Here is a 15817-nt window from a genome sequence, read left to right as displayed (position 1 = left end):
ATGGCTCACCTACCGCAAATCAAAATCCCCGCCACCTACATGCGCGGGGGCACCAGCAAAGGCGTGTTCTTTCGCCTGCAGGATCTGCCTGCGGCCGCCCAGTCACCCGGCGCGGCGCGCGATGCGCTGCTGCTGCGCGTGATCGGCAGCCCGGACCCCTACGGCAAACAGACCGATGGCATGGGCGGCGCCACGTCCAGCACCAGCAAGACCGTCATCCTGTCCAAAAGCAGCAGACCCGATCATGACGTGGACTATCTGTTCGGTCAGATTTCCATCGATCGGGCCTTCGTGGACTGGAGCGGCAATTGCGGCAATCTCTCGGCGGCCGTGGGGCCTTTCGCCATCGCCGCCGGATTGGTCGACCCCGGGCGCATCCCGCAGGACGGCATGGCCACCGTCCGCATCTGGCAAGCAAACATCGGCAAGACCATCATTGCCCACGTCCCGATGACGCAAGGCGCCGTCCAGGAGACCGGCGACTTTGAACTCGATGGCGTGACCTTCCCCGCCGCCGAGGTGCCACTCGAGTTCATCGCGCCGGCCGCCGAAGAAGAAGGCGCGGGCGGCGCGATGTTCCCCACCGGCCAACTGGTCGACGCGCTGCAGGTTCCGGGCATCGGCACCCTGAAGGCCACGCTGATCAATGCCGGCATTCCCACCATTTTCATCAATGCCGAAGACGTCGGCTACACCGGCACCGAACTGCAGGACGCGATCAACGGCGATGCCAAAGCCCTGGCCCGGTTCGAAACCATCCGCGCGCACGGCGCGCTGCGCATGGGCCTGATCGAACACCTCGACGAGATCGCCCAGCGCCAGCACACGCCCAAGATTGCGTTCGTCTCCAAGCCGGCCCCCTACGTGTCCTCCAGCGGCAAACCGATCGCCGCCGAGGAGATCGACCTGCTGGTGCGCGCGCTGTCCATGGGCAAGCTGCACCATGCCATGATGGGCACGGCCGCCGTCGCCATCGCCACGGCAGCGGCCATTCCCGGCACGCTCGTGAACCTCGCCGCTGGTGGGGGCGAACGCAACGCAGTATGCTTTGGTCACCCCTCCGGCACCTTGCGGGTCGGCGCGCAAGCCCGGCAACAAGGCGACGACTGGGTCGTCGACAAGGCACTCATGAGCCGCAGCGCCCGCGTCCTGATGGAAGGATGGGTGCGCGTGCCCGGCGACGTGCTTTAGTGCCCGGCCCTCCGGTTGACTCACACAATCGAGCAGCAGACATGCCGCCCAAAGGAAGGCTCACCCCAAGATGCAATCCAATGTCCGCCCCGATCCCGACCAGGTCCTGGTCGATATCGTCGATTACGTCTTCGACTACAGGATCGACAGTGCCCTGGCGCTCGAAACCGCCCGCAACTGCCTGATCGACACGCTGGGCTGCGGCCTGGAGGCCCTGGAATACCCGGCTTGTCGCAAGCTCATGGGGCCCATCGTGCCCGGCACCGTGGTGCCCAACGGTGCCAAGGTCCCCGGCACGCAGTTCCAGCTCGACCCGGTGCAGGCCGCTTTCAACATCGGCTGCATGATCCGCTGGCTGGACTTCAACGACACCTGGCTGGCGGCCGAATGGGGCCACCCGTCGGACAACCTGGGCGGTGTCCTGGCCGTGGCCGATTGGCTGTCACGCAACGCCGTGGCCGCCGGCAAGACGCCGCTGACCATGCGCGCCGTGCTCGAAGGCATCATCAAAGCGCACGAGATCCAGGGCTGCATCGCGCTGGAAAACTCCTTCAACAAGGTCGGCCTGGACCACGTGGTCCTGGTGAAGGTCGCTTCCACCGCCGTGGTGTCCCGGATGCTGGGCCTGTCGCGCGAAGAAGCCATCAACGCCGTGTCCCTGGCCTGGGTGGACGGCCAGAGCCTGCGCACCTACCGCCACGCGCCCAACACCGGCAGCCGCAAGTCCTGGGCGGCGGGCGACGCCACCAGCCGCGCCGTGCGTCTGGCCCTGATGGCCCGCACCGGCGAAATGGGCTATCCGTCCGTGCTGAGCGCGCCGGTCTGGGGCTTTTACGACGTGCTGTTCAAGGGCCAGCCCTTCAAGTTTCAGCGCCCCTACGGCAGCTACGTGATGGAAAACGTGCTGTTCAAGATCTCCTTCCCGGCCGAATTCCACTCGCAGACCGCAGTGGAATGCGCCATGGACATCCACGAAAAGCTGAAATCCCTGGGCAAGACCGACGCCGATATCCGGAAGATCACGATCCGCACCCACGAGGCCTGCATCCGCATCATCGACAAGAAGGGCCCGCTGAACAACCCCGCCGACCGCGACCACTGCATCCAGTACATGGTGGCCGTGCCCATCCTGTTCGGCCGCCTGACCGCCGGTGACTACGAGGACGCCGTGGCCGCCGATCCGCGCATCGACGCGCTGCGCGACAAGATGGTCTGCGTGGAAGACCCGGCCTTCACCACCGACTATCACGACCCGGACAAGCGCTCCATCGCCAATGCGCTGACGGTCGAATTCACGGACGGCTCCCGGCTCGACGAGATCGTCTGCGAATACCCGATCGGCCACAAGCGCCGCCGCAAGGACGGCATCCCGCTGCTGGAAGCCAAGTTCCGCACCAATCTGGCTCGCCAGTTTCCTCCCCGCCAGCAGCAGCGCATCCTGGACGTGTCGCTGGATCAGGCCGCGCTCGAAGCCATGCCGGTACATGAATACGTGGATCTCTATGTCATCTGAAGCCCAAACCACCCCAGTCCGCGCCATCCGCCACAATGAAAGCGCCCACCGCTTCGAGTGGACGGAGGACGGTCATCTGTGCGTGCTGGACTACGTCCTGGACGGTGCCGTCGCGTCGTTCACCCACACGCTTGTGCCGGCCGCCGTGGGCGGTCGCGGCATCGCCGCCGACCTGGTGCGCTTCGGGCTGGACACGGCCCGGACGCACGGCTGGCAGGTCCGGCCCGTGTGTTCATACGTCGCAGCCTTCGTACGGCGCCACCCGGAATACCAGGACCTGGCGATCTGAAGACCTGAATGCTAATAAATAAGTAAGAAACACATGTTTTCTTGATCCGGATTAAGTCACCGGATCTCGGGTTTCCCCACAATACGGTCTGTCATAACCACACCGTACACAGGGAGAACCTCCATGGCATTCCGCCTTCGTCACACCGCCCTCGCCTGCGCCCTGGCCGCCGGCTCGATCGCCGCCGCCCCCGCGCTGGCCCATGAAGCAGGTGACATTCTGCTGAAGGTCGGCGTCTCGCACGTCGAGCCCCAATCCAACAACGGCACCCTCGCCGGCGGCACGGTCAAGCTGGACATCGGCGGCAGCACCCGTCCCAGCTTCACCCTGACCTACATGGCCACGCGCAACATCGGTATCGAACTGCTGGGCGCCTTCCCCTTCAAGCACGACCTCAACGCCGATGGCCTGGGCAAAATCGGCTCGACCCAGCACCTGCCGCCGACCCTCAGCCTGCAATGGCACTTCCTGCCGGACGCCACCTTCCAGCCCTATGTGGGCGTGGGCCTGAACTACACGACCTTCTTCGACACCAAGACCAGCGGTGCGCTGGCCGGCAACAACCTCAGCCTGAAAGACTCCTGGGGCGTCGCGGCCCAGGTCGGCGTGGACTACAAGCTGACCGACCGCTGGTTCCTGAACGCCGATCTGCGCTACATCGACATCCGTTCCACCGCGCGTCTGAACGGCGTGGACATCGGCAAGGCCAAGATCAACCCCTGGGTCGCCACCGTCGGAGTCGGCTACCGCTTCTGAACGGACTCCGGGCACGTCGCCTGGCGGCGGGACGCGCCCCGCCGCCCGTCCGGCACCCAGGCGGGTTGGATGCAACACATCACGCCTCCGGTCTTATATCTTATATAAGACTATTGCCTGATGCGCTGGCTTACCGGTAAAATAGCCACGTTCTCCAACCCTCTCTCCTGGGGCATTATTCCATGCTGGACTCCTACCGCACCGAAGCCGCCGCCCGCGAGGCGATCGGCATTCCGCCGCTTCCCTTGACGGCCAAGCAGACCGCCGACCTGATCGAACTGCTGAAAAACCCGCCCGCCGGCGAAGCCGAATTCCTGCTGGACCTGTTCACGCACCGCATCCCCGCAGGCGTGGACGACGCCGCCCAGGTCAAGGCCTCCTATCTGGCCGCCGTCGCATTGGGCAAGGAATCCTGCCCCCTGATCGACGCCCGCCGTGCCACTGAACTGCTGGGCACCATGCTGGGCGGCTTCAATATCGGCGCCCTGATCGAACTGCTGGACCACCCCGACCAGGCACCGGTCGCCGCCGAAGGCCTGAAGAAGACCCTGCTGGTCTTCGACGCCTTCCACGACATCGAAGAAAAGGCCAAGGCCGGCAACGCCCACGCCCAGGCCGTGCTGCAAAGCTGGGCCGACGCCGAATGGTTCACCAGCCGCCCCGAAGTCCCGCAAAGCCTGACCCTGACCGTGCTCAAGGTCACCGGCGAAACCAATACCGACGACCTGTCGCCCGCCCCCGACGCCTGGAGCCGCCCGGACATCCCGCTGCACGCGCTGGCGATGCTGAAGAACCCGCGCGACGGCATCACGCCCGACGCCCCGGGCCAGGTCGGTCCGATCAAGCTGATCGAAGAACTCAAGGCCAAGGGCAATCTGGTCGCCTACGTCGGCGACGTGGTCGGCACGGGCTCCTCGCGCAAATCGGCCACCAACTCCGTCATCTGGTACACCGGCGAAGACATCCCCTTCGTGCCCAACAAGCGCTTCGGCGGCGTCTGTCTGGGCAACAAGATCGCCCCGATCTTCTACAACACCATGGAAGATTCCGGCGCGCTGCCCATCGAACTGGACGTGTCCGCCATGAACATGGGCGACGTCATCGAACTGCGCCCCTACGAAGGCAAGGCCCTGAAGAACGGCCAGGTCATCTCCGAATTCCAATTGAAGTCCGACGTGCTGCTGGACGAAGTCCGCGCTGGCGGCCGCATTCCGCTCATCATCGGCCGCGGCCTGACGGCCAAGGCACGCGCATCCCTGGGCCTGCCGCCCACGACGCTGTTCCGCCTGCCGGAATCCCCCGCCGACAGCGGCAAGGGCTATTCCCTGGCACAGAAGCTGGTCGGCCGCGCCTGCGGCCTGCCCGAAGGTCAGGGCGTGCGCCCCGGCACCTACTGCGAACCGCGCATGACCTCGGTCGGCAGCCAGGACACCACCGGCCCCATGACCCGAGACGAACTCAAGGACCTGGCCTGCGTGGGCTTCTCGGCCGATCTGGTGATGCAGTCCTTCTGCCACACCGCCGCCTATCCCAAGCCCGTGGACGTCAAGACCCACCACGAACTGCCCGCCTTCATCAGCACGCGCGGCGGCGTGTCGCTGCGTCCGGGCGACGGCATCATCCACTCGTGGTTGAACCGCATGCTGATGCCCGACACGGTCGGCACCGGCGGCGACTCGCACACCCGGTTCCCGATCGGCATCAGCTTCCCGGCCGGCTCCGGCCTGGTCGCCTTCGCGGCCGCCACCGGCGTCATGCCGCTGGACATGCCCGAATCCGTGCTGGTGCGCTTCAAGGGCGAAATGCAGCCCGGCGTCACGCTGCGCGATCTGGTCAACGCGATCCCGCTGTACGCGATCAAGCAAGGCCTGCTGACCGTCGAAAAGAAGGGCAAGAAGAACATCTTCTCCGGCCGCATCCTCGAAATCGAGGGTCTGCCGGACCTGAAGATCGAACAGGCCTTCGAACTGTCCGACGCCTCGGCCGAACGCTCTGCCGCCGCCTGCACCGTGCGCCTGAACAAGGAACCGATCATCGAATACCTGAACAGCAACATCACGCTGTTGAAGTGGATGATCGCCAATGGCTATCAGGACGCCCGCACCCTGGCGCGCCGCATCAAGAACATGGAAGCCTGGCTGGCGAACCCGCAACTGGTCGAACCCGACGCCGACGCCGACTACGCGGCCGTCATCGACATCGATCTGGCGGACATCCATGAGCCCATCGTGGCCTGCCCGAACGACCCGGACGACGTCAAGACGCTGTCCGACGTGGCCGGCACCGCCATCGACGAGGTCTTCATCGGCAGTTGCATGACCAACATCGGTCACTTCCGTGCCGCCGCCACGCTGCTCAAGGGCAAGCGCGACCTGCCCTCCAAGCTCTGGGTCGCCCCGCCCACCAAGATGGACGCCAGCGAACTGACCAAGGAAGGCCACTACGGCACCTTCGGCACGGCCGGCGCCCGCATGGAAATGCCGGGCTGCTCGCTGTGCATGGGCAACCAGGCCCAGGTGCGCGAAGGCGCCACGGTGTTCTCGACCAGCACGCGCAACTTCCCCAACCGTCTGGGCAAGAACTCCAACGTGTTCCTGGGCTCGGCCGAAATGGCAGCGATCTGCTCCGGCCTGGGCCGCATCCCCACCCGCGAGGAATACCTCGAGGCCATGGGTCTGCTGGCCAAGGACAGCGAGTCCATCTACCGCTACATGAACTTCGACCAGATCGAAGACTTCACTGCGGTCGCCAACACGGTTGAAGCCTGATTCCTTCAGGCCCCCGGACACACGGAAGTTCCAAGGCGCCCTCCGGGGCGCCTTGTTCTTTTTTGACAGGCAGTACAGGTACACTAAGGTTTACTCTGTTTGTCGGTGCACCATGCCCCCTCGTTCTCGCTCCTCCTCGCTGTCGCGCACGTCGCAGACCCTGATTTCCCTGGCTGAGTCGCTGTCACGCTCGGGCAGCCACCTGGAAGACACCTACTGGGAAAGCCGCCTGGGCGAAGCCCTGGACAAAGCCCTGGGCGCTCGTCACGGGCGCGCGGTGGAATCCGCGCTGGACGTGATGCTCGAACAGCGTTCGGCCGCCTACGAAATCCTGGTCGAACTGGCCGAAGCCCGCTCCGAATCGCTGATCCCGGGGCCGGACGGCCAGGACTGCGACACGCTGCTGATTTCGGTGCCAGTCCTGGCCTGGACCCGCTACCGGCTGCCGAACGGCCAACTGAGCGCAGAGCAGTCGCAGGCGCTCGAAACCCTGCTGGGTGAAACCGTGCTGGGCCCCCAGGCCCGGGTCGCCCTGCTGCCCTCGCTGATCCGCTTCGACCGCCTGCCGCAGTCGTTCCAGGAAACCCGTACCTGGACCCAGACGCTGGCGCAGCGCGCCCTGGGGCTGCGCCGCGACGGCCCCGCGCTGCGCGACGCCGAAGCCCCCGAAGACCTGCTGGCCGACGTGTTCTTCCTGATCGGCGCAGTGGTCGTGCCGCGCGGCGAGGCCGTGTTCCAATGGCAATCTCCCCTGCCGGCCGAATCCCCCACCCAGGAAGCCGTCACGGAACGCTGGGCCGAGGGCTGCGCACGCATCCTGGAACCCGCATTCACCGGCTGCCAACTGGAATACCTGCGCCCCGAAGCCTATTACACGGGCACCCGTCAGGCCGACCAGGGCATCCGCCCTCTGACACTCAAGGCCGCTGCCACCTGGCTGCAGACCGCCGCCCACATCCCGGGCACGGACCTGCGCGCCGCGCTGGTCGCCTGCGGCGAGCAGACCATCGAGGAATACCGCATCGGCTTCTGCACCCGCCAGAGCAATGACGTGATCTACGGCTGTGTCTGGCCCGCGCTCAGCCGCGAGGAATCCCAGCCCGACGAGGACGTCGAAGGCCAGGCCGACACCTGGGATACGATCGCCGCCCTGCTGCGCGAATGCGGCGTCCAGGACATCCGTCGCCTGCCCGGCCTGCAGCCCATGGAATTCTGCGAGGACTGCGGCACGCCGTACTTTCCCAACATGCTGGGCGACATGCAGCATCCCGAGCTGCCGGAAGAAATCGATCCGGAGCCGGTCCAGTTTCACTAATCATTAGTGAGCGCCCTGTCATTCGAGCTGTTCTGCCGCGTCGTCGACAATTTCGGCGACGCGGGCGTGTGCTGGCGGCTGGCCCGACGGCTGGCTGCCCTGGGCCAGTCCGTGCGTCTGTGGATCGACCGGCCCGAAGTCCTGGCGCGGCTGCTGCCGGCGCTGGACGCGCGCGCGGCCGAGCAGACCCTGGAGGGCGTACGCATCAGCCCCTGGGATCAGGCGGAACATGCTCTTCCGCCCCGGGGCGGCGTGGTGATCGAAGCCTTCGCCTGCGTCCTGCCCCCCGCCTACGAAGCCGCCATGGCCGGGCGCGACTGCCTGTGGATCAATCTGGAATACCTCAGCGCCGAACCCTGGGTGGAAGGCTGCCACGGCCTGCCCTCGCCACAGGCCAACGGGGTGCCGAAGTTCTTTTTCTTTCCCGGCTTCACGTCGGCCACCGGCGGGCTGCTGCGTGAACCGGACTTGCCGGCGCGGCGCAAGGCCGCACAGGCGCAGGATCGTGACGAACGCCTGCGCGCGCTGACCGGCAGGTCTGCCGGGCCGGCTGCCGACGACGACGCCCTGACCGTGCTGCTGTTCTGCTATTCCGATGCGCCGCTGACGGGCCTGCAGGCGGCACTGGCCGGGCTGGAGCGCCCCGTCCGGCTGCTCGTCCCTGGCGACCGCCCCCCGGCCGTACTGCACGACCAGGGTGGCCTGCGCATCGTACCCATCCCCTTTGTGCCCCAGACCCGCTTCGACGAACTGCTCTGGTGCTGCGACCTGATTTTCGTGCGCGGCGAAGATTCCCTGGTGCGGGCGCTCTGGGCAGGTGTCCCCCTGGTCTGGCAGATCTACCGCCAGGCGGAAGACGCCCATCTGAACAAGCTCGAAGCCTGGCTGGGTCGGGCGCGCTGGCCCGGCCCAGCCGCTGAACTGATCCGCGCCTGGAACCTGCTGGACGACGCAGCGGTGGCCCGGACGCTGCCGGCTGCGCTGGCAGCACCCATCTGGTCCGACTGGTGCGCCCGCAGCCGCGCCTGGAGCGCTGAACTGGCCGATCGATCCGATCTGGGTCAAGATTTGCTGGATTTTTGCATGCGGCAGCGCCAAACGCGCTAGAATATGCAGTTAATTTTTTCAGCATTGCCTCGGAATGCGTTTTGGCTCGGGGCAGATATCCCCGGAGTTTTCCCCATGAAAATCGCACAGGAACTGCGCGTTGGTAACGTCGTGATGGTCGGCAGCGATCCTCTTGTCGTCCAGAAAGCCGAATACAACAAATCCGGTCGCAACGCCGCCGTCGTCAAGCTCAAGTTCAAGAACCTGCTGACCGGCAGCGCCAGCGAATCCGTCTACAAGGCCGACGAAAAATTCGAGCAGGTCATGCTCGAAAACAAGGAATGCACCTATTCCTACTTCGCCGACCCGATGTACGCCTTCATGGACGAGGAATACAACCAGCACGAAGTCGAAGCCGACAGCATGGGCGATGCGCTGAACTACCTCGAAGAAGGCATGACGGTCGAAGTCGTGTTCTACGACGGCCGCGCCATCTCGGTGGAACTGCCCACCATCATCGTGCGCGAGATCACCTATACCGAACCCGCCGTCAAGGGCGACACGTCCGGCAAGGTCCTGAAGCCCGCCAAGATCAACACGGGCTACGAACTGGCCGTGCCGCTGTTCTGCAACATCGGCGACAAGATCGAAATCGACACCCGCACCAACGAGTACCGCAGCCGCGTGATGTGATTCCCGCGCAGCGTGCATGAAAAAAACCGGGCCCAGCCCGGTTTTTTTCAGACTAGGACAATTCGAGCAGCAGCACCCCCGCCACGATGGCGGCGATGCCCAGCCAGCCGGTGCGGCCCAGCCGCTGCCGGAACAGGGCCAGACCGGCGCAGGCGGTCAGCAGGATGCCCACGCCCCCCCACAGCGCATAGGCGACGGACAGGTCGATGCCCTTGACCGCCTGCGACAAGGCCGTGAACGAGGCCAGGATGCAGACGATGCCCAGGGCGCCCACCGCGCGCCGGCGAAACCCATCGGAATATTTGACGAAGACATTGGCGGCGACCTCCAGGAGGATGGCGGCGGCCATGAAGACGTAATGCACGAGTGTGGCGTTCTGCATGAGTTCACGTCTCCGAGGTTTGGGGCATGCCCAGATTGACCAGAATGACGCCGGCCAGCAGCACCACCAGGCCAAGCACCCTGGCCGGACTCAGGACTTCGCCGAAATAACGCAGGCCGATGAACGTGACGCAGGCCAGCCCCAGCGTCTCCCAGGCAGCGTAGGCCAGGGCGAGCGGCAGATCCCTGACGGCCAGTGCCAGAAAATAAAAGGACAGGCCGATCATGGCGTACATGAACAGGAGCGGGCCGAGCGTGCCGGAATCGGACGCGCGCTTCATCAGCGTGACGCCAGCCACTTCGACGCAAACGGCCGCCAGCAGGAACAACCAAGGGTTCAATCGCATGGGATTCTTCTTTGAAAATAGCCGCCTGGACATGAAAACAGGCGATAGCAGGCATTTTCAACCTTATATTTAGATTCATAAAGTTTGAATCCATCTATTTATTTGATAATATGCCGGCATGCAGTGGAATCTCGACCAGTTGCGCCAGTTCGTCGCCACCGTGGAATACGGCTCCATCAGCGCCGCCGCCCGCCGCCTGGGCAAGGCACAGTCGGCCGTGAGCACGGCCATCGGTCTGCTGGAAGCCGATCTGGGCGTGATGCTGTTCGATCGCACGAAACACCGGGCCACCTTGTCCGACGCAGGCCGGGTGATGCTGCTGGAAGCCCGCGAACTGCTGCGGCAGGCTCAGGCGCTGGATCAGCGCGCCCGGTCGCTGGCGGCGGGGGACGAGGCCAGACTGGCGCTGGCGCTGGACGAAGCCTTTCCCTATACGGCGATTCGCGTTCTGCTGCGGGAACTGTCCGAGCACTTTCCCGATCTGGAACTGACGCTGCTCAACGGCACCGCCACCGAAGTCGCGGACTATGTAGGCCAGGCGCGCGCCGACCTGGGGTTTCACTTCGATCGGGGACCGCTCAGAGACGGCTTCGATCAACGCCACATCGGCACGCTGGCTCAAGGGGTCTTCGTGGCCAGCGGCCACCCTCTGACGGCACAGCCGGCCGTCCGGCGCGAGGATCTGACGCGTTACCGCCAGCTCGTCATGCGCGCCCAAGACGTCGAGGAAACCCTCTACAGCCCGAAGGTCTGGCGCTCGGACAGCTTCTACACGATTGCGGAAATGGTCGCGGACGATCTGGGCTGGGCGGCTCTGCCGATCAATATCGCCGTATACGAGGGCTATTCCAAGCCCTTGAGCCAGATTGCCTGCCCCTCGCTGGCCCTGCCCCCGTTCTCGATCCGCATGGTCTGGCCGCAAGGGCAGGTATTGGGCGCGGCCGCACGCTGGGTCGAGCGGCGCTTCTCGGAACTGATACGGACCTGGGCCTGAGTCCGGCGGCCCCGGCGCTGCGGGCCGACCCTGCCTACTGCAAGCGGTCGTCGTCCAGGATGTCGGGGATCGGCATGATGGAGATGCCTTCGTCCACCAGTTCGCGGCATTCCTCGGCCGAGGCGGTGCCACGGATGGGGCGTTCCTCGATCTCGCCGCTGTGCATACGGCGGGCCTCGTCGGCAAAGCCGGCGCCGACATCGTCGGTCTGGCGCACGATGCGGCGGATCTGACGCAGGACTTCGGCCTGCAGCCGGGTCATCTGGTCGCCGGACGGCGCCGCGACCGCTGCCCGGGCCTGAGGGGCGGATTCTTCGCGCGCGGCCTGTCCGGCACGCGGCGCGGATTCGGTGCGCAGATGGCTGACGTTCAGGTGCGGCGCCGAGACCCGGCGCGTGATCTGATCGCTGTGACAGACGGGACAGCGCACCAGCCCCTGGGACAACTGATCCTGGTAGCTGTCCTGGGACGAGAACCAGCCTTCGAAGACGTGGTCATGCTCGCACGAGAGGTCGAATACTTTGAGTGCCATGGTCAGCAGATGGAGGTTGTTCGGCCGTTTTCAAGCGCGTCCCAGCATTGCCAGCGCCAATCCCAAGGGGCGACGGCGCCGGCCTGGCGCCACAGGCCCAGCCGCTGGTCGCGCGCCTGGCGCTCCAGGCCGGCCAGGGCATCATCCCGCAGGTATTTACCGCCGCCCTGCCGGTTGGCCCAGGCCAGGCCAGTCTCGACCATGACGCGGCTGGCCGTACGGCCATCGGGCAGCGGCACGTCGCAGACGTCACGCTGGTAGCGGTCCCGTTCGTAGCACTGCAGCTTCAGCGTCCGGCCTGCCACCAGGTCGGCCAGACCCTTGCGGGCGGCCTGGCCATAGGGCTGGCCGGGCCGGCGACGGCCATGGCCGGTTTCCGGGGCGTCGATGCTCGCCAGCCGCACCCGGTGGCGGTCCCGTCCGACCAGCAGCGTCAAGGTGTCGCCGTCGGACACGTCCACGACCCGGCCGGACAGGACATAGGTCCCTGCCGCGCGCGCCGCCGAAACGGACAGCACGACACACAGGCTGGCGCTCAGCAGCGCCAGGGCCGCACGCAGGACCCGCCCCCATGAAACCATGGAGCCGGACGATCGGGCGCGGTACGAAGAAAAGACAGGGAATGAAGACATGCAAGGCCGCAGACGGGCCGCACCGGAACGGCGACCGTACCGGGGCATTGTAATGGACCGCCACGCCGGTCAATCCGGCCAGGCCCGCCGCAACAGCGCATCGGACGCCAGCACCACCGGCCGGGCACCAAACGCATCCCCGCCGTCAGCACCCAGGCGGCTGTCCACGAAGGCGCGCGACACCACCTGCGGCGCATGGCGCAACAGCAGATCGGCCTGGACCAGCAGCACCAGATCCCGGGCGACCATCCGGGCCATCGCCTGCTGCCCGTCCGCGTCGAGCGCCAGAGCCGCCAGCAGGCGGTCGGCCGCAGCCCGCAGCCCCGGCTCGCCGGCATGCGCCCGGGCCAGCCCGTCGATCGCCTGTGCAACGAACTGCGGCTCCTGGCGGGCGGCCCGCAGCACATCCAGACACATGACGTTGCCCGAACCCTCCCAGATGGAGTTCACCGGCGCCTCGCGGTACAGACGAGGCATGGGGCCGTCCTCGACATAGCCGTTGCCGCCCCAGACTTCCATGCATTCGGCAGTGACGTCGATGGCCCGCTTGCAGACCCAGAACTTCGCCGCCGGAACCAGCAGACGGCGCAGCGCCTGTTCGGCGGGCTGTTCGGGACGATCGAAGGCGCCTGCCAGACGCAGCGCCAGGGCAGTGGCCGCTTCGCTTTCCAGGGCCAGGTCCGCCAGCACCTGGCGCATCAGGGGCTGGTCAATCAGAAAGCGACCAAAGGCCTGGCGATGACGGGCGTGGTGAATGCCCTGGACCAGGGCCTGGCGCATCAAGGCCGTACTGCCCAGCACGCAGTCCAGACGCGTGTAGGACGCCATCTCGACCAGGGTGACGATGCCTCGGCCCGGTTCACCGATCCGGCGCCCCGCCGCACCCTCGAACTCGGCCTCGGCGCTGGCATTGGAACGGTTGCCCAGCTTGTCCTTGAGCCGCAGCAGGCGCACCGGGTTGCGGCGGCCGTCATCCAGCCAACGGGGCATGTAGAAGCAGGAATGGCCGTCGCCGTCGCGCGCCAGCACCAGATGAGCGTCCGACATGGGCGAGGACAGAAACCATTTGTGGCCCGTCAGGCGAAACCAGCCCTCGCCCAGCGGCTCGGCATGACTCAGATTGGCGCGCAGATCCGAACCGCCCTGCCGCTCGGTCATGCCCATACCGATCATCATGGCGCGTTTTTCAATGACGGGAACGTCACGCCCGTCATACTGGCGGCTGGCGAGCTGCGGCTGGATCGTGGCGAACCAGGGTTCGCGCGCCAGCAGCGGAATGGCGGCACTGGTCATGGTCGCCGGGCACAGGGAACCGGCCTCGACCTGGCCGTGCATCAGGTAGTGCGCCGCCCGGGCCACCTGAGCACCCGGCCCTGGAGCCGTCCAGGCGCTGCCATGCATGCCCTGGGCGAAGGCCAGGGACAGGAATTCGGACCATCCGGGATGGAAGTCCACCACGTCGATGCGCGCGCCCCGGCGATCGAAGGACCGCAGCGTCGGCCCCTGGCGGTTGATCTCGGCGGCCAGCCGGAACAGATCGGCGCTGCCCAGCCGGGCACCCCAGGTTTCCAGTTCGGCCTCACGGTCCTCGCCGCCTTCGCGGCGCACCCCTTCGACCAGGGCCTCATCCGTCAGGTACAGATTGCAATCGGGCAGATCCGGCACCTGATTGTCGGTCCCGGGCTTGTCGGCCCCGGACACCACCCGAACCACCCTGTCTTCGAGATTCATCCGATGTCCTCCCTCCATGCACGACCCCAGTCTACCCGCGATCCCCGGCGACGCCCAGACTGCGGCGTCCTGTCTCGTAAGCATTCACGACAAGGCGGACGTTGCGGCAGCGGCACCCCCTGCGGATACAATCAATCCACTATTCGCTCTGGAGACCCGCTGTGACTCCCCGTGCCCTGATCCTTTGCGGCGCCCTGGCCCTGGCGCTGGGTGTAGCGACCGGTGCCTTCGGCGCGCACGGGCTGAAACGCCTGGTCGCGCCCGACCTGCTGGAGGTCTGGCGCACGGCCGCCCACTACCAGTTGATCCACGGCGCCGGGCTGCTGCTGGTGGCCGCCCTGTGGCCGCGCCTGGCCCCGACGCCAGCCGCCTGGGCGGGCGGTCTGATGCTGGCCGGCCTGATCGTCTTCAGCGGCAGCCTGTACGCGCTGGTACTGACGGGATTTCGCGCCCTGGGCGCCGTCACGCCCATCGGCGGACTGCTGATGATCCTGTCCTGGCTGGCACTCGCCTGGGCGGCTTGCAAGGCGTGAGGTGGCCCCTGCCTATAATGAAAGCCTGTCTAGCCCGACTGGAGCGCCGATGGCCGCCTCTCCCGATCATGAATGGCATGCATGGCTGCGCGCCCTGCCCAAGGCCGAACTGCACCTGCACATCGAAGGCACGCTCGAACCGGAAATGATGTTCGAGCTGGCCGAGCGCAACGGCATTGCCCTGCCCTACACCGACGTCCAGGCCGTGCGCGACGCCTACCAGTTCACGGACCTGCAGTCCTTCCTGGATCTGTATTACGCAGGCGCCGGCGTCCTCATCACGGAACAGGACTTCTACGACCTGACCATGGCTTACCTGCGCCGCGCACAGGCCGACGGCGTCGTCCACGCCGAACTCATGTTCGACCCCCAGACGCACACCCGACGCGGCATCGCACTGGAGACCGTGTTCGCCGGGCTGGCCCGCGCCCTGCGCGAGGCCCGCGACACACTGGGGATCAGCGGCTATCTGCTGCTCAGCTTTCTGCGCCACCTGTCCGAGGACGAGGCCTTCGCCACGCTGGAGGCCGCCCTGCCCCTGCGCGAGGCCTACGCCGACCTGTGGATCGGCATCGGCCTGGATTCATCCGAGCGCGGCAACCCGCCGGAAAAATTCGCCCGGGTCTATGCCCGCTGCGCCGGACTGGGCTTTCGCCTGGTGGCCCATGCAGGTGAAGAAGGCCCGCCCGCCTACGTGCGCAGCGCCCTGGACACCCTCAAGGTCGCCCGCATCGACCATGGCGTGCGCAGCAGCGAAGACCCCGCACTGCTGCAGGATCTGATCCGGCGCCGCGTGCCCCTGACCGTCTGCCCCCTGTCGAACCTGAAACTGGGCGTGGTCCACCATCTGCGCGATCACAATCTGGCCAAGCTGCTGCGCGCAGGCGCGGTCGTGACGCTGAATTCCGACGACCCGGCCTATTTCGGCGGCTACGTGCTGGACAACTACATCGCCAGCGCCGACGCCCTGGACCTGTCGCGTGACGAACTGGTCACGCTGGCCGCCAACAGCCTGAAAGCCTCGTTCCTGCCGTCGGCAGAACAGGCCGGCCTGCTGGATCGGCTGTCGGTCGCGGCGGGTCAAGGCTGAAACTT

16 protein-coding genes are annotated in these 15817 nt (G+C 66.3%); 11 read left to right on the top strand and 5 right to left on the bottom strand.

Going from position 1 to position 15817, the window contains the following annotated elements; translation table 11 throughout:
* From prpF to efp, 8 genes are all read left to right on the top strand, one after another.
* Positions 1-1191, top strand: coding sequence for a 2-methylaconitate cis-trans isomerase PrpF (prpF, locus tag WA983_RS13935; protein ID WP_424312205.1), 1191 nt, complete (start codon positions 1-3; stop codon positions 1189-1191).
* A 70-nt stretch (positions 1192-1261) separates the two neighbouring features.
* Positions 1262-2704 (top strand): bifunctional 2-methylcitrate dehydratase/aconitate hydratase, encoded by a 1443-nt coding sequence (locus WA983_RS13930; protein ID WP_424247544.1) that lies wholly within the window; start codon positions 1262-1264, stop codon positions 2702-2704.
* Positions 2694-2993 carry a GNAT family N-acetyltransferase gene (locus WA983_RS13925; RefSeq protein WP_424247542.1) on the top strand — a complete coding sequence of 100 codons (300 nt, stop codon included), beginning with the start codon at positions 2694-2696 and terminating at the stop codon, positions 2991-2993. Before WA983_RS13930 ends, WA983_RS13925 begins: the two co-directional genes overlap by 11 nt.
* Positions 2994-3116: 123 nt before the next feature.
* Positions 3117-3749 carry an OmpW/AlkL family protein gene (locus tag WA983_RS13920; RefSeq protein ID WP_424247540.1) on the top strand — a complete coding sequence of 211 codons (633 nt, stop codon included), beginning with the start codon at positions 3117-3119 and terminating at the stop codon, positions 3747-3749.
* Between the two features lie 182 nt (positions 3750-3931).
* Complete coding sequence (acnB, locus tag WA983_RS13915; RefSeq protein WP_424247538.1) at positions 3932-6517, top strand: bifunctional aconitate hydratase 2/2-methylisocitrate dehydratase; 2586 nt, start codon at positions 3932-3934, stop codon at positions 6515-6517.
* A gap of 112 nt (positions 6518-6629) precedes the next feature.
* Positions 6630-7832 carry a DUF2863 family protein gene (locus WA983_RS13910; protein ID WP_424247536.1) on the top strand — a complete coding sequence of 401 codons (1203 nt, stop codon included), beginning with the start codon at positions 6630-6632 and terminating at the stop codon, positions 7830-7832.
* Positions 7833-7847: 15 nt separating this feature from the next.
* A complete protein-coding gene (gene earP, locus WA983_RS13905; RefSeq protein ID WP_424247555.1) occupies positions 7848-8939 on the top strand; it encodes an elongation factor P maturation arginine rhamnosyltransferase EarP in 1092 nt (363 codons plus the stop codon).
* Between the two features lie 75 nt (positions 8940-9014).
* Complete coding sequence (gene efp / locus WA983_RS13900) at positions 9015-9572, top strand: elongation factor P (protein WP_424247534.1); 558 nt, start codon at positions 9015-9017, stop codon at positions 9570-9572.
* 52 nt (positions 9573-9624) lie between these two features.
* On the opposite strand, the gene mdtI is transcribed toward efp, so the two are convergent.
* Complete coding sequence (gene mdtI / locus WA983_RS13895; protein WP_424247532.1) at positions 9625-9954, bottom strand: multidrug/spermidine efflux SMR transporter subunit MdtI; 330 nt, start codon at positions 9952-9954, stop codon at positions 9625-9627.
* Positions 9955-9958: 4 nt separating this feature from the next.
* The gene (locus WA983_RS13890) at positions 9959-10300 is read right to left on the bottom strand and encodes a DMT family transporter (RefSeq protein WP_424247530.1); all 342 of its coding nucleotides are present in this window, start codon (positions 10298-10300) and stop codon (positions 9959-9961) included.
* A 118-nt stretch (positions 10301-10418) separates the two neighbouring features.
* Here WA983_RS13890 and WA983_RS13885 point away from each other — a divergent pair, with 118 nt between their 5' ends.
* The gene (locus tag WA983_RS13885) at positions 10419-11294 is read left to right on the top strand and encodes a LysR family transcriptional regulator (protein ID WP_424247528.1); all 876 of its coding nucleotides are present in this window, start codon (positions 10419-10421) and stop codon (positions 11292-11294) included.
* Between the two features lie 34 nt (positions 11295-11328).
* On the opposite strand, the gene WA983_RS13880 is transcribed toward WA983_RS13885, so the two are convergent.
* The 3 genes from WA983_RS13880 to WA983_RS13870 all read right to left on the bottom strand — a co-directional run bounded on the left by WA983_RS13880 (position 11329) and on the right by WA983_RS13870 (position 14189).
* Positions 11329-11826 carry a DUF1178 family protein gene (locus tag WA983_RS13880; protein ID WP_424247526.1) on the bottom strand — a complete coding sequence of 166 codons (498 nt, stop codon included), beginning with the start codon at positions 11824-11826 and terminating at the stop codon, positions 11329-11331.
* Between the two features lie 2 nt (positions 11827-11828).
* A complete protein-coding gene (locus WA983_RS13875; RefSeq protein ID WP_424247524.1) occupies positions 11829-12458 on the bottom strand; it encodes a thermonuclease family protein in 630 nt (209 codons plus the stop codon).
* 69 nt (positions 12459-12527) lie between these two features.
* Entirely contained in the window at positions 12528-14189 is a 1662-nt protein-coding gene (locus WA983_RS13870) for an acyl-CoA dehydrogenase family protein (RefSeq protein WP_424312204.1), read from the bottom strand.
* A 161-nt stretch (positions 14190-14350) separates the two neighbouring features.
* Between WA983_RS13870 and WA983_RS13865 the strand changes: the two genes are divergently transcribed.
* Positions 14351-14722: a DUF423 domain-containing protein gene (locus tag WA983_RS13865; protein WP_424312203.1), complete on the top strand. Its 372-nt coding sequence runs from the start codon at positions 14351-14353 to the stop codon at positions 14720-14722.
* 49 nt (positions 14723-14771) lie between these two features.
* The gene (locus WA983_RS13860; RefSeq protein ID WP_424249548.1) at positions 14772-15812 is read left to right on the top strand and encodes an adenosine deaminase; all 1041 of its coding nucleotides are present in this window, start codon (positions 14772-14774) and stop codon (positions 15810-15812) included.
* The last annotated feature ends 5 nt before the right edge of the window (positions 15813-15817 follow it).

Source organism: Castellaniella sp., from assembly GCF_049650445.1.
In the GTDB taxonomy this organism is placed as follows: domain Bacteria; phylum Pseudomonadota; class Gammaproteobacteria; order Burkholderiales; family Burkholderiaceae_B; genus Castellaniella.
The sequence above is the reverse complement of the archived record's forward strand: the minus strand, read 5'-3'. Positions and strand labels throughout refer to the sequence as shown.